Source organism: Aquirufa nivalisilvae, from assembly GCF_004307455.1.
GTDB classification, from domain to species: domain Bacteria; phylum Bacteroidota; class Bacteroidia; order Cytophagales; family Spirosomataceae; genus Aquirufa; species Aquirufa nivalisilvae.
The window spans coordinates 124,268-143,047 of record NZ_SEWX01000001.1; the positions used below are offsets into that span (position 1 = coordinate 124,268).

The 18,780-nt window shown below is 37.6% G+C and carries 21 protein-coding genes; 5 read left to right on the plus strand and 16 right to left on the minus strand.

The window, feature by feature from the left end; all coding sequences use genetic code 11:
* Positions 1 to 133: 133 nt before the first annotated feature.
* The gene (locus EWU22_RS00550) at positions 134 to 2,851 is read left to right on the plus strand and encodes a putative LPS assembly protein LptD (protein ID WP_130923982.1); all 2,718 of its coding nucleotides are present in this window, start codon (positions 134 to 136) and stop codon (positions 2,849 to 2,851) included.
* Here the strand turns inward: EWU22_RS00550 and msrA are convergent.
* Complete coding sequence (gene msrA / locus EWU22_RS00555) at positions 2,848 to 3,405, minus strand: peptide-methionine (S)-S-oxide reductase MsrA (RefSeq protein ID WP_226998224.1); 558 nt, start codon at positions 3,403 to 3,405, stop codon at positions 2,848 to 2,850. The two genes, EWU22_RS00550 and msrA, sit on opposite strands and share 4 nt — an antisense overlap.
* A gap of 161 nt (positions 3,406 to 3,566) precedes the next feature.
* Between msrA and EWU22_RS00560 the strand changes: the two genes are divergently transcribed.
* A complete protein-coding gene (locus tag EWU22_RS00560) occupies positions 3,567 to 4,205 on the plus strand; it encodes a phosphatase PAP2-related protein (protein ID WP_130923983.1) in 639 nt (212 codons plus the stop codon).
* Here EWU22_RS00560 and EWU22_RS00565 read toward each other — a convergent pair.
* The 4 genes from EWU22_RS00565 to EWU22_RS00580 form a co-directional block, all read right to left on the minus strand.
* On the minus strand, positions 4,202 to 6,130 hold the full coding sequence (locus EWU22_RS00565; protein ID WP_130923984.1) for a polysaccharide biosynthesis protein: 1,929 nt from the start codon (positions 6,128 to 6,130) through the stop codon (positions 4,202 to 4,204). The genes EWU22_RS00560 and EWU22_RS00565 overlap by 4 nt on opposite strands.
* A 103-nt stretch (positions 6,131 to 6,233) precedes the next feature.
* On the minus strand, positions 6,234 to 6,935 hold the full coding sequence (locus tag EWU22_RS00570; protein WP_130923985.1) for a WbqC family protein: 702 nt from the start codon (positions 6,933 to 6,935) through the stop codon (positions 6,234 to 6,236).
* 1 nt (position 6,936) lies between these two features.
* Complete coding sequence (gene thiL / locus EWU22_RS00575; RefSeq protein ID WP_130923986.1) at positions 6,937 to 7,962, minus strand: thiamine-phosphate kinase; 1,026 nt, start codon at positions 7,960 to 7,962, stop codon at positions 6,937 to 6,939.
* 47 nt (positions 7,963 to 8,009) lie between these two features.
* The gene (locus EWU22_RS00580; RefSeq protein WP_109324372.1) at positions 8,010 to 8,492 is read right to left on the minus strand and encodes a hypothetical protein; all 483 of its coding nucleotides are present in this window, start codon (positions 8,490 to 8,492) and stop codon (positions 8,010 to 8,012) included.
* Between the two features lie 80 nt (positions 8,493 to 8,572).
* On the opposite strand from EWU22_RS00580, the gene EWU22_RS00585 reads away from it, so the two are divergent.
* The 3 genes from EWU22_RS00585 (at position 8,573) to EWU22_RS00595 (ending at position 11,210) form a co-directional block, all read left to right on the plus strand.
* Positions 8,573 to 8,830, plus strand: coding sequence for a cytochrome b5 domain-containing protein (locus tag EWU22_RS00585; RefSeq protein WP_226998226.1), 258 nt, complete (start codon positions 8,573 to 8,575; stop codon positions 8,828 to 8,830).
* Between the two features lie 4 nt (positions 8,831 to 8,834).
* On the plus strand, positions 8,835 to 9,695 hold the full coding sequence (locus EWU22_RS00590) for an N-acetylglucosamine kinase (RefSeq protein ID WP_130923987.1): 861 nt from the start codon (positions 8,835 to 8,837) through the stop codon (positions 9,693 to 9,695).
* 93 nt (positions 9,696 to 9,788) lie between these two features.
* Positions 9,789 to 11,210 (plus strand): nicotinate-nucleotide adenylyltransferase, encoded by a 1,422-nt coding sequence (locus tag EWU22_RS00595; protein WP_109324384.1) that lies wholly within the window; start codon positions 9,789 to 9,791, stop codon positions 11,208 to 11,210.
* Between the two features lie 55 nt (positions 11,211 to 11,265).
* On the opposite strand, the gene carA is transcribed toward EWU22_RS00595, so the two are convergent.
* The 11 genes from carA to rplO form a co-directional block, all read right to left on the minus strand.
* The gene (gene carA, locus EWU22_RS00600) at positions 11,266 to 12,366 is read right to left on the minus strand and encodes a glutamine-hydrolyzing carbamoyl-phosphate synthase small subunit (protein WP_109324385.1); all 1,101 of its coding nucleotides are present in this window, start codon (positions 12,364 to 12,366) and stop codon (positions 11,266 to 11,268) included.
* Between the two features lie 89 nt (positions 12,367 to 12,455).
* Positions 12,456 to 13,073 (minus strand): 50S ribosomal protein L17, encoded by a 618-nt coding sequence (gene rplQ, locus EWU22_RS00605; RefSeq protein WP_130923988.1) that lies wholly within the window; start codon positions 13,071 to 13,073, stop codon positions 12,456 to 12,458.
* 90 nt (positions 13,074 to 13,163) lie between these two features.
* The gene (locus tag EWU22_RS00610) at positions 13,164 to 14,153 is read right to left on the minus strand and encodes a DNA-directed RNA polymerase subunit alpha (protein WP_109324395.1); all 990 of its coding nucleotides are present in this window, start codon (positions 14,151 to 14,153) and stop codon (positions 13,164 to 13,166) included.
* A 71-nt stretch (positions 14,154 to 14,224) separates the two neighbouring features.
* Positions 14,225 to 14,830: a 30S ribosomal protein S4 gene (rpsD, locus tag EWU22_RS00615; protein ID WP_109324396.1), complete on the minus strand. Its 606-nt coding sequence runs from the start codon at positions 14,828 to 14,830 to the stop codon at positions 14,225 to 14,227.
* Positions 14,831 to 14,933: 103 nt separating this feature from the next.
* Positions 14,934 to 15,329 (minus strand): 30S ribosomal protein S11, encoded by a 396-nt coding sequence (gene rpsK / locus EWU22_RS00620; protein WP_109324397.1) that lies wholly within the window; start codon positions 15,327 to 15,329, stop codon positions 14,934 to 14,936.
* A 45-nt stretch (positions 15,330 to 15,374) separates the two neighbouring features.
* Entirely contained in the window at positions 15,375 to 15,752 is a 378-nt protein-coding gene (gene rpsM / locus EWU22_RS00625) for a 30S ribosomal protein S13 (RefSeq protein WP_109324398.1), read from the minus strand.
* A gap of 43 nt (positions 15,753 to 15,795) precedes the next feature.
* A complete protein-coding gene (gene rpmJ / locus EWU22_RS00630; protein WP_109324399.1) occupies positions 15,796 to 15,912 on the minus strand; it encodes a 50S ribosomal protein L36 in 117 nt (38 codons plus the stop codon).
* 28 nt (positions 15,913 to 15,940) lie between these two features.
* On the minus strand, positions 15,941 to 16,159 hold the full coding sequence (gene infA, locus EWU22_RS00635; protein WP_092013982.1) for a translation initiation factor IF-1: 219 nt from the start codon (positions 16,157 to 16,159) through the stop codon (positions 15,941 to 15,943).
* 9 nt (positions 16,160 to 16,168) lie between these two features.
* Positions 16,169 to 16,975, minus strand: a complete 807-nt coding sequence (gene map / locus EWU22_RS00640) for a type I methionyl aminopeptidase (protein ID WP_130923989.1) — start codon at positions 16,973 to 16,975, stop codon at positions 16,169 to 16,171.
* Position 16,976: 1 nt separating this feature from the next.
* Complete coding sequence (gene secY / locus EWU22_RS00645) at positions 16,977 to 18,296, minus strand: preprotein translocase subunit SecY (RefSeq protein WP_109324401.1); 1,320 nt, start codon at positions 18,294 to 18,296, stop codon at positions 16,977 to 16,979.
* 17 nt (positions 18,297 to 18,313) lie between these two features.
* Positions 18,314 to 18,760: a 50S ribosomal protein L15 gene (gene rplO / locus EWU22_RS00650; RefSeq protein ID WP_109324402.1), complete on the minus strand. Its 447-nt coding sequence runs from the start codon at positions 18,758 to 18,760 to the stop codon at positions 18,314 to 18,316.
* Positions 18,761 to 18,780: the final 20 nt, after the last annotated feature.

Sequence of the window (18,780 nt, forward strand, 5' to 3'; positions counted from 1 at the left end):
GCAATGATGTAATTTTGTATGCTTATACAAAGACAAATATAATTTTTAAATTCCATCCTTCGTTCATTAACATGCGAATTTATCACCAATCCCTTGATGATATACACATGCTGAACGTTGAACTAACGCTGATTTGATAAAGAATTGCATCTATTCTCTTTTTGTTATTTTACTTTTAACCTGCATAGGCCTTCCAAATGTCCATGCTCAAAGAATAGTCCGCGCCGATACCATACAAAAAAGCATTCCAAAAGATACAGCTAGTAAAAGTCAGGATTTACAAACTACCGTATTCTATTCAGCGGTAGATTCCACGGTCTTAGATGCAGATCAACAAATTGTTAATTTATATGGAGGTGCCAAAGTAAAATACGGTAATATTAGTTTAGAAGCAGAATACATTCGTTTAGATTGGGCAAAAAACGAAGTTTATGCCAAGGGGACTTTTGATACTACCAGCAAAAAAATGGTGGGCCTTCCCGTATTTACCCAAGGAAGTGACAAATATGACTCCGATGAAATTCGCTATAATTTCAAATCAAAAAGAGCCATCATTAAGGGTATAGTCACCCAACAAGGTGAGGGTTTTGTTCAAGGAAAAAATGTCAAAAAAGATGAAGAAGAAAATCTATACATCCGAAATGCCATTTATACTACGTGTAATTTGAGTCATCCCCATTTTAATATTCGTGCTAGCAAAATTAAAGTTGTTGGTAAAAAAGAAATCATTTCCGGTCCATTTCACTTTGAACTGAATGATATTCCACTCCCCATAGGTTTACCCTTTGGATTTTTCCCTTATTCGCAGCCAAAAGAAGCTGGAAAATCGGGTATTCTAATACCAACCTATGGCGAAGAGCCTTCTGGTAGAGGGTTTTATCTCCGAGATGGTGGCTATTATTGGGCCGCAAGTGAAAACATAGGCATACGATTTACTGGACAGATTTACTCCAAAGGTGGCTGGGGTTTAGGTGCTAATTCTCAATACAACAAGCGTTATCGATATACTGGCTCATTTAATTTGGCTCTAAATCGCAATAATTCAGGTTCTGAATTCAGTCCATCCACTCGTACAGATTTTGCCTTACAGTGGTCTCATAGCCCAAGAAGCTTAGGTAATTCTAGTTTCTCTGCCTCAGTCAATATCGCTTCGAACTCCTACAATCAATTCAATACATTTAATACACAGCAATACCTTTCTAATACCATCGGTTCCTCTGTTCAATATACCAAAGCCATTGGTCAAAATTTCAGAAGTGGAATCAGCCTACGTATCAATCAGAATACGACAACACGTATTTTTGATGCAGGGACAGATTTCAACCTAGGTTTAAATCAATTCCAACCATTTAAGAAAAAGAATGCGATTGCAGATCGCTTCATCGACCAGTTTAGAATTGGAATGGACTTTTCTGGAACGGTTAGTTTAACTAACCAAGTGTCTGATTTGTACACTCGTTATGAATTTGATGTGTATCCTCGTGAATCTAATAGTCAGCGAGGAATTATTCAAAAACCATTTATTCCCAAAAATGCAGATGATTTACCTCCGGGGGTAATTCCTTTAAATGGCAGTACGCTTCCTATGTTATTGGAAAAAGCGCAAACTAAATTCAATTATAGTATTCCATTATCCCTACCCAACATTAAAATTAACCCTTACATTAACCTAACTCCAGGAATTTCTTGGTCAGGTAATATGTATACCCGTTCCTACAAATACACCTACATGCCATCAGATTCTACCGTAAGAATCGATACCGTAGGAGGTTTGCCTAAATTCAGTTCACAGATTTCCTTTTCTGCCAGCATGAACACACGCGTTTATGGAACCATGCGCTTTACGAAAGGTCGACTTCAAGCTATCCGCCACACGATGGCACCAAGCATTAGTTTGAGTTATACTCCTGATTATTCTGATCCTACTTACGGTTACTACCAGGATGTTCGTATAAATAACAGGAAATTCATCAACAATAAAGGAGAAGAACAAGTAGGAGATATTCGAAGAATTAGCTCCTTTGATCCTCGTCAACTTAGTTATGGAGGAGCTTCTGGAAGCATCAGCTTTGGAATTCAAAATACTTTGGAAGCAAAACTGAAAACTAAATCCGATACAGCAACCAAAGAGTCCGAAAAGATCAATATCCTAGATAACTTTGGAATAAATGGAAGCTATAATTTATTAGCCAAGGAATACAATTTGTCCAATTTATCATTTAATGCCAATTCTAGAATCAAACAATTTGATATTAATATTGGAGGAAATTTAGATCCTTATTTATACGTCCCTGATCAATCTTTTGCCGTTGTAGGCAGAAGAACTCCCGATTTAATGGTCGCCAAAGGTGAAGGATTTGCTCGTTTACAATCCTTTAATTTATCCATTGGGAAGCGATTTGCTCCTGCCAAAGGCCAAGCAGAAAAAGTAAGTAAAAATGCTACGGAGGCTCAATTAAAGCAGATTAACAGAAATAGGGATGATTATGTGGACTGGAATATCCCATGGTCCTTTTCTTTCAGTTATCAATTTAGCATGAACCGAGCTGGTTTAGCTCCTTCCCAAAATATTAGTGGTTTAACCTTTCAGGGAGATGTGAGCTTAAGTGAGAAATGGAAGTTTTCTTTTAGTTCGGGTTACGATTTTAAATACAGCGGACTTACTTATACCAATATTTCGGTACATCGTGACTTACATTGCTGGGAACTAAATTTCAATTGGACGCCTATTGCCAGCCCATTCTACGGTAGAGCCAGCAACTACTCCTTTGATTTACGCGTTAAATCAAGTTTGCTTCAAGAGCTGAAAATCTCAAGAAGAAGAAGCTTTTACGATAAAGGAGGTTTCTAATTTATTTTATCCTTAAATGCTTTAAGGAATTTATCCATTTTAGGCTTAATCACTATTTTACAATAAGGCTCTTCTCCATTTAGATTAAAATAATCTTGGTGATAATCCTCAGCCGGGTAAAAAGTACTTTCTGCAGTAATTTCAGTTACTATAGGATTGGGAAACACTTTCTTGGCGTTCAAATTTTGTTTCCACTGGTCTGCTGCTGCTTTCTGTTCCTGAGTATGATAAAAAATAGCTGAACGATACTGAGTTCCTACATCGGCACCTTGGCGATTCAAAGTAGTGGGGTCATGCGTTTGCCAAAATATTTCTAATAAAGTCTCAAAAGACACAACTTTGGGATCATAGGTCAGCTGACATACTTCGGCATGTCCTGTTAAGCCTGTACAAACATCTCGGTAGCTCGGGTTTTTCATTTTCCCTCCCATATATCCAGATACCACCTTATGTACACCTTTAACCCTTTGATATACTGCTTCCACACACCAAAAACAACCCGCACCAAAGGTAATCGTTTCTAATTGTGCATTGCTTACTTCTGTCTTAGCCATTTTTGTATTTATTTTATCTTTTGTAGCGTTTCCACATGAAAAATGAGAAAAGCTTATTACTATTCCGAGAATTACCCAGGCATTTTTCATCAATTTCTCCATTATTTTAATTTTTAACGTAGTTTTGCGGACTTAAATTATAGATAGAACCAAAGATAAGCATGAAAAGTTATATTCAATCTGTTCGAGTAAACTGGTCAATGGCTTGGGAAGAAAATGCTTTTCGCTGGAAATTCATTGGAGCACTGCTAGTTTTCATGATTTTTCCATGGAAAGCAGATGACTATTTTCAGTGGATTCAACTGCGTGAGGGGATGTTAATTCAAGATGTAATTTTGGCTAATATTCCTGCATTCAACGTCTCTTACCCTATTTTTGGCATTATATATTGCAGTGTTGTTTATCTGCTATTACAATTGTTTCGTACACCCAAAACCTTTTTATGGTTTGCTTGGGCCTTCAATCTAGAAACCGTCATTCGGCTCACCTGCATTTACCTGATACCACTAAATCCTCCCATCAATTTAGTTGATTTGCATGATCCTCTAGCAGAAATATTTATTTATGGGGAGAACTTGGCTATTACCAAAGATTTATTCTTTTCGGGCCATACTGCCACCATGATTTTTGTATGCTTTTTTCTTCCGAATCAGCGTGATAAAAAATGGGCTTATGGATTAACGTTGCTATTGATGGTACTGTTGCTAGTTCAGCACGTACATTATACCATGGATGTCTTAGCTGCTCCTATAGTTACGATTGGATCAATATATCTGGTAAAAAGGTGGTTAAAGATTTAACCTTTGGAACGGATTGCAGCTTTATCCAATTGCTCAAAAATAGAGTTATTTGATTTATACTCTGGAATAATATCCTTGATTTTTGCAACAAGCTGATTACTTGTACCATGATCCAAAATATGTTCCAATTCATGGGATTGGATTTCCATGTAGGAATAACTTGGTGTATTCACTTTGGCAATTAAAATCTTAGGATGATGCGTTGGTAATGTATTCTCATTATTATTCAACAGCTCTTCATATAGTTTCTCTCCTGGACGTAAACCGGTATACTTAATTTCAATATCACGGTCGACCCGTAATCCACTCAAGGTTATCATCTTCTTGGCAAGATCAATGATTTTCACAGACTCTCCCATATCAAAAACAAACACTTCACCTCCATTACCCATAGTAGCAGCCTCTAAAACGAGCTCACAAGCTTCTGGAATTGTCATGAAATACCGTGTAATATCCGGATGAGTAACAGTCACTGGGCCACCTCTTTCGATTTGTTTTTTGAACAAAGGTATCACCGAACCACTTGAGCCCAATACATTCCCAAATCGAGTTGCTATAAACTTAGTAGAAACCCCTTCTAAATTATTCATTGATTGGGTATACATTTCAGCTAAACGCTTGGTGGCTCCCATCACATTCGTTGGATTCACCGCTTTATCTGTGGAAACCATCACAAAACGTTCCACATGATTTTCAGCAGCAAGTTCTGATAAAATCTTGGTTCCCAACACGTTGATTCGGACAGCTTCATAGGGATTACTTTCCATCAATGGCACATGCTTATATGCAGCTGCATGAAAAATAAAGTTAGGCTTATGCGCTGAAATTATTCGCGACATACGTTTTTGATCCGTGACATCAGCCACATATACCGACAATTTCGTATTGATAGGAATACTCGAGGACAATTCAAATTCTAGGTCAAACAATCCAGATTCTGCTTGATCAACTAATATGATAGATGCTGGCAAATAAGCAACGAGCTGTCGAACTATTTCACTTCCAATAGATCCCGCAGCCCCCGTCACCAAAATGGTTTTACTAAACAACTGTTCCCCCACCTGCTTGTTATTCATTTGAATAACATCTCGGCCAAGTAAGTCTTCAATTTTAACATTATGAATCTGATTCACTGCAAATTCTCCACCTACCCATTTCTCTACTGGCGGCAAGATTTTCACAACTACTCCTCGATCCAAAAAGACATCGCTAATTCTTTTTTTAACCTTAAGTGAAATTTTATTAATGGCCATAATGACCTCTAGTCCATCTGTCTTATCTACAAACTTGTCCATGGCTTCAGGTAAGCTATAAACTCGAATTCCTTCGATGGTCTTGCCTATTTTTGATTCATTATCATCAATAAAGCCCAAAATGGAATAATTAATACTGCGATCATTTTGAATCACATTCTTTGTCAGCATCCCTGTATACCCTGCTCCGTAAATTAATATGCCCACAGAAGGTCTAAACTCACGAATAAAGGACTCATAAAATGATTTTACCCAAAACCTTAATGACACCATTAAGAATAAACAGATAAAAAAATCGATCAACAAGATGGATAATGGGACGTAAAAAAGTGTATCTAAACCGAAATAATATCTAACAACTACTGATAGCATAGTCGCCAAAAATGTTCCAGTAAACACCGCTTTCAAAATAATACCGGCATCCTCTATACTGGTATGACGTATTATCCCTGTGTAAGATTGAAAGTACAAAAACGAAAGTACCCGAAAGATAAAAAGGAATAAGAAATGGTACTTAAAAGCATTAAAATCAATATCGATCAAACGGAAATTCATGCGAAGCAAAGTCGCAACCGAGAAGGAAAAAATGACAATTCCTAAATCAAAAGCAAACACTAACCACCTTGATAAGAAGGTATTAGAATATTTGCTAAGGAACAAAGATTGTGACATAGAACCCAATTACTTTCGACATTCTCATTAGAAAAGAATTCAAGTAAAGTTACTAATTCTACAAACAAATTATAAGTAAATTTATCTAACGGAATTTAACTTATTAAATCAAAGAATAAGTAGATAGCATATTTTTTATATCCTCTTTCGAATTCCACATAAGTACGTCTATCATGGATAATCCTGGGACAAAGTCATTTTGACCTCCTTGAAAATACGCAGGCAAGGATTGATTTAAAAAGTTTAATTGAAAACCTTGTTCGGCAAAATATTCTTTTTGATATAATTCTTGGCCATTCTTAGCATTTATATACTGATTACTTCCCAAATGTCCCGTAATCTCCATAAGTCTTTCAGCACGCTCTAAATCTTTAGAAACGCCCAATTGAGAACTAAAATGAAATCTTTTCTCTAATCCTACATATTGCCATGTCTTTATGACACTGGTTGCAGCTAAATCAGCAATACTAGTAGGCTTATCTTGTAATACAGATTCAATCAAGTCCATCACTGGTATAAACTGGGGAGCTTTTTTATAAGACGACTGCAATTGCTGCAACCATTTATTGGGAAACTCTGGGCCCCATGCAATCGTGGACTCTCTGATACTCTTGTTTTGACTTTGTTTTTCTAATGGAATAGTAAATAAAAAGGCTTTTTGCTGCAATAAAATTTGATTCCGATTTATCCAACCCTTTTTAATGAACATGACATCATCATAAAAGACAAAATCATCCACCGCTTGAACCAATTGGAAATAGCCCAAATACGGAAAAAAATAAGGCTGCATGATAGCTACTGACATATTATTGAGGTCCAAATCCAGGGGCTGTCAAAGCAACTACCTGCTCCGATTTCATGACCAACACTCGTTCATTGGGCAAATCAGTCATATATCCAATGGCCGTTACATCTGTAATTTTACTTACTTTATCAAAATCTGATTGGGAAATAGTAAATACTAATTCATAATCTTCGCCGCCGTTCAAGGCTGCAGTTAATGGACTTAAGCTAAATTCAGTAGCAACTAAATACGTTTCATCATCAATTGGAATATTTTTTTCAAATATTCGCGCCCCCGTTCCTGATGCATTGCATAAATGAATTATTTCTGAGGCTAAACCATCTGAACAATCTATCATAGAACTAGGTATCACGCCTAACTCCTTTAAATCATGAATGATATCAAAACGAGCCATCGGCTTGAGTTGTCGCATGACTACGTAGTTCTTTTCATTCAGTTCTGGTTGCATATCTGGGTTTGCCAAATACACTTGCTTTTCTCTTTCCAGCGATTGTAAACCCATCAAAGCTCCACCTAAATCCCCTGTAACACAAATAACATCATTGGGTTTTGCCCCACTTCGCTTCACTAACTGATCTTCTGCCACCAGGCCTAGAGCATTAACTGAAATAATCAAACCTTGCGGAGAAGAGGTTGTATCTCCACCGACAAGATCCATTTTATATTCTTCACATGCCAGCTTGATGCCTTCATATAATTCTTCCACTGCCTCAACAGAAAACCGGTTACTTAATCCTAAACCCACTGAAAGTTGGGCAGGAATGGCATTCATAGCCGCAATATCAGAAAGGGCAATGCTGACAACTTTAAAGCCTAAATGTTTTAAAGGAGTATATGACAAATCAAAATGGACTCCTTCAATTAATAATTCAGTTGTAGAAACGACTTTAAAGCCATTTGCTTCTAGACCTGCGGCATCGTCACCAATGCCCAAAATTGTCCAAGGTTGATGCGACTCAAACCCTTCTGACAATCGTTGAATAAGACCAAACTCTCCTAAAGATCCGATTTCTGTTCTTTTCTCCATACAATAGAAAAGCCGCCCGATGAGGCGGCCTCATGATTAATTTGTGATTAAGGATTGACTAAACTCAACCTAATCTTTTTATTACTTGCTTTTACATATGCCGTGGTAGACTCTATCACCAAGCTACTGGCCGTAGGTACTCCTGAAATAGTAAATGCTAACGTTCCTCCTGTACCTGTAGGTTCTGTACCATCACTTGTTTTTAGGCTAGATAATGTCAGTGTTTTATTATCTGATGACAAACTATAGGTCCCTGTAAATTTATTACCATCATATTCCGTCAAGGAGACAGAAGATGAACTCGTTAAATCCAATTTAAATTGTGCGTAACCAGCTACTAAATTAGAGGTTGCCGCTTTATCATATTGTACATTCCCATCCCATTGAATATTAGAAGCAGACCAAACTTTCTTGATAAGATCGGAAACTAAAGGTGTAGGAGTTGGTGTTGGTGCAGGATCACTCTTACTACATGATGTTACTAAGGCCAAACATAAGACGGAAATAAATACGCGTAAAGTATTTTTCATAAATCCTGTAATATTAAATATCAAGTAAAATTAAAAATCTTTGCTTATAAAACGGCTTTTCATGCTTTTTATTTAGTTTCGTGCTAATTATAATCACATTGGACTCCATACTTCCAAATTACACAAAAGCTCAATTGGCTTTAAGGAACGGTCAAGATCGTCCTGAGATCTGGGTGGCATATCAAGGAAAAATCTATGATATGAGCCATTCCCGACTTTGGAAAAATGGCAAACATTATGAGCATTGGGCTGGCCAAGATTTAAGTGATGAATTAAAAGATGCCCCACACACAGCACAAGTATTTGAAAAATATCAAGCCATTGGCATATTAATCTAATTCCATGATTCTATTAATAGAAAGCGGGTCCAGTAAGACAGAATGGAGGTATATTTCATCCCCTAATGAAGCATATCAATCTTTTCATTCACTTGGAATCAACCCCTATTATCAAACACCTGAAGAAATAGAAGCTTCTCAGAAGGAAGTTCTCTCCCAACTTAGTTCACTTCCTGTTGAAGAGATTTACTATTATGGTACTGGAATTACAGATGAATCTAAAAAAGTGATTATTCAACATTGGCTTAGATCATACTTTGAAGGTGCCAAGATCATACAAGTGGAAAATGATTTGATTGCCGCAGCTAGGTCTCTATGTGGAGACGATACTGGAATCGCATGTATTTTAGGAACAGGCTCAAATTCTGGCTTTTTTAATGGAAATGCTATCACGGAACAAATCCCCCCATTAGGATTTTGGTTAGGAGATGAAGGAAGTGGTGGTCATCTTGGGAAACTATTGGTCCTATCCTACTTACATCAGGAAATGCCGCAAGACATACGTGAACTATTCATTAAGCGCTTTGGGGCACTAAATCGTTTGGATGTTTTATCCAAAGCGTACCAAGGGGAATTTCCTAACCGATGGTTTGCTAGCTTCTCTAAATTCTTATTTGATCATCGGAAGCATCCTTTTTGTTATCAATTAATTGAGCATTCTTTTCAGGAATTCATCCGTTTATATGTAAGCAAATATGCGGAGTCTACTACTCAAAAAATTCATTTTACGGGTTCTGTAGCCTTTTATTATTCGGACATATTGAAACAAGTCATGCGAAAAAATCGTTATCACATTGGAAACATCAGTGAAGCCCCGATGGCAGGTTTAACATGGTATCACAAATCAAAAAAATGGCCTGAATAGGTTAGGATGTTTTCAAGAAAATCATTTAAATAGCGGGATAATTATATAACTTTGCTAAGTAGTTGCCTTTGTAATCAATAAACTCATTCGTCTATGACTGCCAAATTAAAATCCATTGGGACGAAACAAAAAGCCCTTCAGATCAATTTAGATCGCAGTATATATGGTTCATTTGCAGAAATAGGAGCCGGACAGGATGTTGCTGCTAATTTTTTCAAAGCAGGTGGAGCTTCTGGAACCATTGCCAAAACCATTTCAGCTTATGATATGGCCTTTTCTGATGCCATTTATGGAGAAGAGGAGTCGGGTAAATATGTGTGTGAACCGCGCTTAATGAAAATGCTTAATCGTGAGTTCAAATTATTAAAAGTACGATTAACTGAATCTGCCGATGAAAAACGGTTCTTTTCCTTTGCTGATACCGTTTCAGCCTTAAATTATCAGAAAGATAACGATGCACATGGTTGGGTAGGATTACGTTTTCAGTTAAGCCCTAATGGGCCAGTGAATGATGTGGTCATTCATATTAATATGTTGGATAATGACAATATCCTTCAACAACAAGCATTAGGTATCATTGGGGTGAATTTAATCTATGGTTGTTACCATTATCATGCCGATCCAGAAAAAATACTTGTTTCTTTATTAGATGATCTATCGCCTGATCGCATAGAGATTGACATGATTCGCTTTGAAGGACCTGATTTTAAGGAAGTAGATAATCGACTGATGTCCTTGTATTTAGTGAAACATGGCTTTACCCAGGCTGCCTTATTTGGACCTGATGGGAATGTGATGCAACCCTATGATGCACTTTCGAAGAAACACATTGTAGCCATCCGTGGAAGGTTTAGACCGGTGACAAATATCTTTTCAGATATGGTCAAAAAGGGTATTAAACAGTTTGAAAATGAAGCGGATATTGATGATGATAAAATCTGTGTAGTTTCAGAATTAACACTTCGAAATCTAGAAAATGAAGGGAATCACATCAATGAAAAAGACTTTTTAGACCGTGTAGACATTTTATGTTCATTAGGTCAAACGGTATTGATTTCCAATTTCCACGAATACTTTAAACTAGTAGCATATCTAAGCAAATTTAGCCGCTTAAAAATGGCATTAATCATGGGTATGCCTAACTTGGAATATATCTTTGAAGAGAAGCATTATACGCAATATCCAGGTGGGATATTAACGGCTTTTGCTAGTTTATTTGGCTTGAAAATAAAGCTTTATTTGTATCCAACTTTGGATGAAAATGGGCAATTGATAAATTTAACAAGCTTTCAACCTGAAGCTCATTTAAGGGGTTTGTTCCAATACTTGTTGGATAATGAAAAACTGGCTGACATACATTCATACGATGAAAATTTGATGAAAATTCGTACGGATCGAGTGTTGGATTTAATTCAACAAGGATCTGGTGAATGGGAAAACCTAGTACCTAGTTCTGTTGTCAAGCTTATCAAGGAAAAAGCATTGTTTGGCTTTCCTGAAAAGACAATGGCATAAATTCTTACGAAAGAATTCAATAAAAAAGGCAACTTCTCAGTTGCCTTTTTTATTTCTATTTCATCAAACCTATAAATTGATCAAATAAATAGCGAGAATCATGAGGTCCTGGACTTGCTTCTGGGTGATGTTGCACCGAGAATGCTTTTTTTCCATTCACACGTAATCCTTCTACCGTCTGATCATTTAAATTAATATGAGTGAGGGTTGCTTGTGAGCTAACACTAAGTTCTTCCATACGTACAGCAAAACCATGGTTTTGGGATGTAATCTCAGATAAACCTGTTTCTAAATTCTTCACAGGATGATTTAATCCACGGTGTCCATTGTGCATTTTGTACGTTGACAAACCACAAACTTGAGCTAAAATTTGGTGACCAAGGCAAATGCCGAATACCGGTTTATCACTAGCTAAAAATTGACTAACTGTTGCTACTGCATAAGGCATTACAGCAGGATCTCCTGGGCCATTGGATACAAAATACCCGTCAGGTTGCCAAGCTGCTATTTCATCATAAGAAGTTTTAGCTGGAAATACTTTCAAATAGCAACCACGATCTGTCAGATTACTTAATATGCTTTTCTTAACTCCTAAATCAAGCACTGCCACTTTTAATTCTGCGTTTTCGTCTCCTAAAAAATAGGTTTCTTGAGTACACACTTGAGAAGATAGCTCTAGTCCTTCCATGTCAGGTACTTTTGCTAATTCTTTTTGTAAAGAATCGATATCAAAAATTTCAGAAGAGATTAGGCAGTTCATCACTCCTTTGGTACGAATATGACGAACTAATGCCCTCGTATCAATACCTGAAATACCAACGATACCTGCATTTTCTAAATAATCTTGCAAAGATCCTGTGGCAGTAAATCGTGAATTGACACTTGAAAACTCATTACAAACCATACCTGCAATTTGCACTTGATTAGATTCTGCTTCTTGTGCATCCATCACGCCATAATTACCAATATGAGCGGTCGTATTAATAATTACTTGTCCAGCATAGGAAGGGTCTGTATAAATCTCCTGATAACCCGTCATTCCTGTATTAAAACAAATCTCACCACCGTGAGTCCCTATCTTGCCTAATGCTTTCCCGTGAAAGAGTGTACCATCTTGCAACAATAAAACCGCCGGAGTCGATTCTGTAATTTTCATAATGTATCTATGTTTGAATAAAATTTTATCTAAAAAAAGGGCTTCAACTAATTAAAGTTAAAGCCCTTCAAAATTAAAAGAGAAATGAATTATGCATCTTCTCCTTTTTCTTCTTTAGGCTCCTCTGTTGATTCTTCAGCTGTTGGCTCTTCAGCCGCAGCAACTTCTTCAACAACCTCAGCTGCTGGAGCTTCTACCACTTCTTCAGCGACAGCTACTTCCTCAACAACTTCAGCTGATGGAGCTTCTGCTACTGGAGCAGCAGCCTCAGCGCCTTCTTTCTTAGCACCTGAACGACGACTTCTACGAGTTTTACCAGCTTTTTCAGCAGAAGCAGCTAACATAGTTTCGTTGAAATCAACCAATTCGATGAAACAAATCTCAGCGTTGTCACCAAGACGATTCCCTAACTTGATAATACGTGTATAACCACCTGGACGTGCAGCAACTTTTTCAGAAACGATTCCAAACAATTCTTTTACTGAATCTTTGTTTTGAAGGTAAGAGAAAACAACACGACGATTGTTAGTGCTATCTGTCTTAGACTTAGTAATTAAAGGCTCAACATATTTGCGCAATTCTTTTGCTTTCGCAACCGTTGTTTCGATACGTTTGTGTAAAATTAAAGAGGATGCCATATTTGATAATAAGGCTGCTCTGTGGGAAGCTGTTCTTCCTAGGTGATTGAATTTTTTTCCGTGTCTCATTGTGTTAATTCGTAAGTTAAAAGCCCTCTCGGACTGCGGTTAGTGGATTTTACATGACCACCACCTATTACTTATTTAAAAATTGAATAATTAATCTTCGTCTAAACGATATTTCGCAACATCCATTCCGAAGGTTAAGCCTTTCTCTTCTACTAGTTGTTCTAGCTCAGTTAATGACTTTTTACCAAAGTTACGGAACTTCATCATATCAGAGATCTCTAATTTCACTAATTCTCCTAAAGTGCGAACATCAGCTGATTTAAGGCAGTTGTAAGCACGTACAGATAAATCTAGATCGGCTAAAGAAGTCTTCAATAATTTACGCATGTGTAACATCTCTTCGTCTACAACATTGTCTTCCTCCGCTTTTGGCGTTTCGAAAGTCATTGTTTGATCAGAGAATAACATGAAGTGTTGGATTAAGATATAAGCTGCACCTTTCAATGCATCTTCTGGATGGATAGACCCATCTGTTTCGATATCTAACACTAATTTTTCGTAGTCAGTTTTTTGCTCTACACGGGTATTTTCAATGCTAAATTTAACATTTTTGATAGGAGTGTAGATGGCATCAATGGCGATGTGACCAAAAGCTAACTCATTAGCACGAGGCTCATCAGCTGGTACATATCCACGACCTTTTTCGATGATTAACTCAACTTCTAATTCTTTAGAAGAATCCAAGTTGCAAATCACTAAATCAGGATTTAAAACGGTAAAGTAAGGCGTAAATTTAGCTATATCACCAGCAGTAAAAGCTGTTTGGCCTTTTACTTTGATATTAACTTTATTCTCCAAAATCTCTTGCGCCTTTTTAAGACGGATCTTCTTCAAGTTAAGGATGATTTCAGAAACATCTTCATGAACACCTTCAATTGCTGAAAACTCGTGTAAAACACCAGAAATCTTAACGCTTGTAATCGCATAACCTTCCAAAGAGGAAAGTAAAATTCTACGAAGTGCGTTACCAATGGTAACACCGTAGCCTTTTTCGAGTGGCTTGAACTCAAATGTCCCGTGGAAGTCATCGGCTTTCTCCATCACAACTTTCTCGGGCATTTGGAATGCTAATATTGACATATTTCGTAGCTTAAAATGATCTTGAAAAAACGTTATTGATACTCTTTTAAATTGTATTATTAAGCAGCTTATTACTTCGAATACAATTCGACGATAGCTTGCTCATTAAAGTTTTCAGGGATCTGATCTCTTTCTGGATAAGCAGTAAATTTACCTACTAACTCTACTCCATCCCACTCTAACCAGTTGAAACGCTTTGGTGAACGGCTCGCAAGCGAATCAGAAACAACCTCAAGAGATTTAGATTTTTCACGTACACCTACCAATTGGCCTGGGCGTAATGAGTAAGAGGGCACATTTACTACATCACCATCCACAATGATATGTTTGTGGATAACCAATTGACGAGCAGCACGACGAGTAGGAGCAATTCCTAAACGATATACTGTGTTGTCCAATCTTGCTTCACACATTTTTAACAAGTTCTCACCTGTAATACCTTCTTTAACAGCGGCTTTGTGAAACAAATTTTCGAACTGACGTTCTAAAATACCATAGGTATATTTTACCTTTTGTTTTTCCTTTAATTGGATGGCATATTCAGAAACTTTTGAACGTTTCCCTTTACCATGCATACCAGGAGCATAATTTTTACGAGCTAATGCTTTACTCGGACCTAAGATCGCTTCGCCGAAACGACGAGCAATTTTGGATTTTGGACCAGTGTATCTTGCCATTTTTTTTAAAAGTCAATGCCCCTCTTATGGGCAATGAAGTAATTAATTAAGTGAATAAATGATGTTGGAGAAAATAATTACTAATTACCCAACATGAATAAAATTAAACGCGACGACGTTTTGGAGGACGACATCCATTGTGAGGCATTGGAGTAATGTCCTTAATTAAGGAAACCTCAATACCTGAGTTTTGGATAGTACGGATAGCCGACTCACGTCCAGCTCCTGGTCCTTTTACAAAAACCTCTGCTTTTTTCATTCCCGCTTCTACAGCTACTGCTGCACAGTTAGATGCTGCCATCTGAGCTGCGTAAGGAGTGTTTTTCTTAGACCCACGGAAACCCATCTTTCCTGCAGATGCCCAAGAAATTACCTGTCCTGCTGAATTGGTAATTGAAATAATGATGTTGTTAAAGGAAGCTTTGATGTGTACTTGGCCTACAGACTCAACTACCACCACTCTTTTCTTCGCTTTATCTTTTCTTTTTGCTTGTGCCATTGGATAAAATCAATAAAAATTGTGTAGGGGAATTACCCCCTGTTATTATTTAGTTACTTTCTTCTTGTTAGCAACTGTCTTTCTACGACCTTTTCTCGTACGAGAATTGTTCTTAGTTCTTTGGCCACGTACAGGAAGTCCTTTACGGTGACGCAAACCACGGTAGCATCCAATATCCATCAAACGCTTGATGTTCAATTGAACCTCAGACTTAAGCTGTCCCTCCGTTTTGAATTCGGCAGCAATAATAGCACGGATAGCGCTAGCCTCCGTATCATTCCACTCACCAGCCTTCTTGTCAAACGAAATTTCTGCTTTCGTCAAAATCTTTTGAGCAGTGCTACGACCAATACCGAAGATATAAGTCAACGCAATTTCTCCTCTTTTTTTGTCGGGAATATCAACCCCTGCAATACGAGCCATATAGGTAATTAATTGTTGTTATTAATCATTTAATACTTTCGAATTATCCTTGACGTTGCTTGAACTTAGGATTCTTCTTGTTGATGACATAAAGCTTTCCGTGACGACGAATGACTTTGCATTCTGCACTACGCTTTTTGATCGATGCTTTAACTTTCATATTTGTTTAATTTATGGGTCAAACCTTATTATTTATAACGATAAACTATTCTTGCCTTACTCAAATCATAAGGAGACATTTCTAACTTCACTTTATCTCCAGGCAAAATCTTGATGTAATTCATCCGCATTTTACCTGAGATATGCGCAATCACTTGATGCGTATTCTCTAATTCCACCCGAAACATCGCGTTCGAAAGGGCTTCCAATATGATGCCGTCTACTTCGATCGAGGATTGTTTGGCCATAATTTTATGTTAAATATTCAACAATACTGTTGATGTTTTTAATACTTCTTCAATGTAACTAAAGGTTGTCAGCTGTAAAGCTTCATTCTTACCTACTGCTACGGTATGTTCAAAATGAGCAGATGCTTTACGGTCTATCGTCCGGATAGTCCAGCCATCCTTATCTACGGTGATTTGACGTTTCCCTAAATTAACCATAGGTTCAATGGCAATAACCATTCCCTCTTTCAATTTAGGTCCATCTCCTCGGCGACCATAATTAGGAACTTCAGGACTTTCGTGTAGATTTTTACCTACTCCATGTCCTACTAATTCCCTCACTACTCCGTAACCAAATCCTTCAGAATAAGTCTGCACAGCGGAACCAATATCTCCGATACGCTTTCCTGCAACTGCTTGCTTAATTCCTTGGTACAAAGACTCTTTTGTCCTTGTCAATAAATTCTCCACATCCTCACCTACTTGACCTATTGCATAGGTATAAGCGCTGTCGGCGTGAAAGCCATGCTTATAAACACCTGCATCAATGGAGATAATATCTCCTTCTTTCAGTTCTAAACTACCTGGTAATCCATGGACCACCACGTCATTTACTGAGATACAAAGCGAATAAGCATATTTTTTATCACCTACTTGGTAATTTAAAAAGGAAGGATGAGCTTCATGATCCTTAATAAATTGGTAGGCTATTTTATCTAAAGCTAATGTTGTTACTCCAGGTTGAATGGCCTTGGCAACTTCAGCGTGACATTTCCCCAAAATTTCGCCATTCGCTTGAATGATGGCTAACTCTTGAGGTGTCTTTAAATAAATCATCTTATCTGCTAATCATTTCGGAACGTCCTTTCACACGTCCTGATTGCATCAAACCTTCATATTTACGCATCAACAAATAACTTTCTATTTGTTGCAATGTATCTAAAACTACCCCTACCAAAATCAACAAGGAAGTTCCTCCAAAGAAGGAAGCAAATCCTCTAGTTACACCAAATAAGTTGGCGATAGCTGGTAAAATAGCGATGATAGACAACATCAATGCACCTGGCAAAGTAATGCGATCTAAAATACTAGCAATGAAGTTAGATGTTTCTTCACCTGGCTTAACACCTGGAACGAAACCTCCACCACGCTTCATATCATCCGAAATCTGTGTCGGGTTAATGGAAATTGCTGTGTAGAAAAAGGTAAATACCACAATCAATAAGGCAAATAAGGCATTGTATTGCCATGTGGTGAAATCACCAAATGCTTGAGCTACTGACTGAGCAAATTCACTTTTCTCAGCAAAAGACTGAGCCACTAATCCTGGGATAAACATTAATGCTTGAGCAAAAATGATTGGCATAACACCTGAAGCGTTCAACTTTAATGGAATGTATTGACGTTCACCACCTACAGACATCTTACTTCCTACAACTTGCTTAGCATATTGTACAGGAATACGACGAACCGCTTGAGTAACCATCACTGCACCCATCACGACGAAGAACAAGGCAATTACTTCAATGATGAATAATAAAGCACCTGCCATACCACGTGAACCAGCTTCTTGTAATAAGGAAGCAGGGAAACGCGAGACGATACCAATCATAATCAACATAGAAATACCATTACCAATACCTTTGTCGGTAATTTTTTCACCTAACCACATACACAACATGGTTCCACCAATTAAGATAGCTACACCATAAAGACGGAAGAACCAAGGATCAACCAAAATTGCTTCCGCAGGAATAGTTACTTGTAAATAGGTAAATCCTTGCGCAGCTGTAACGAAAATCGTTAAGATACGAGTGATTTGGTTTAATTTTTTACGACCAGATTCTCCATCCTTTTGCATCTTTTGGAAGTAAGGAAGAGCAATGGTCAACAACTGAATAGCGATAGATGCTGAAATGTAAGGCATGATGCCTAAAGCAAATACCGAAGCATTACTTAAAGCACCACCAGAAAACATATTCAACAAACCAAAGAGACCACCATCACCGGCTTGTGTTAATTTAGTCGCGTCTACACCAGGTAGAACGATATAAGAACCCAGACGGAAAAAGGCGATAAAAAGTAACGTATTAAAAATACGACCTCTTAATTCCTCAATCGCGAAGATATGCTTAAACGTTGTTATTAGCTTGTTCATTCGTTTAGAATAGAGGATTAACCAACAATTGCTTGACCACCTGCTGCTTCGATAGCAGCTTTAGCAGCACCAGAGAAACCTTTAACTGTAACTTCTAAAGCAGAAGTAACACTTCCACGACTTAAGATTTTCACTAAGTCAGACTTAGATACTAATCCGTGGCTGTAAAGTGTCTCAAAATTGATTTGCTTCAAACCAGTAGCATCAGCTAAAGCTTGTAAGGTATCTAAATTGATTGCTTTGTATTCTACACGATTGATATTTTTGAAACCGAACTTAGGTACACGACGTTGGATCGGCATCTGACCTCCTTCAAATCCACGCTTGCGTGAATAACCTGAACGAGACTGAGCTCCTTTGTGACCACGAGCGGAAGTACCACCAAGACCTGAACCTTGACCACGACCTACTCTTTTTCTTGTTTTTACCGAGCCTTCTGCCGGCTTTAATGAAGATAATTTCATGTGTATTGGGCTTAACGCTA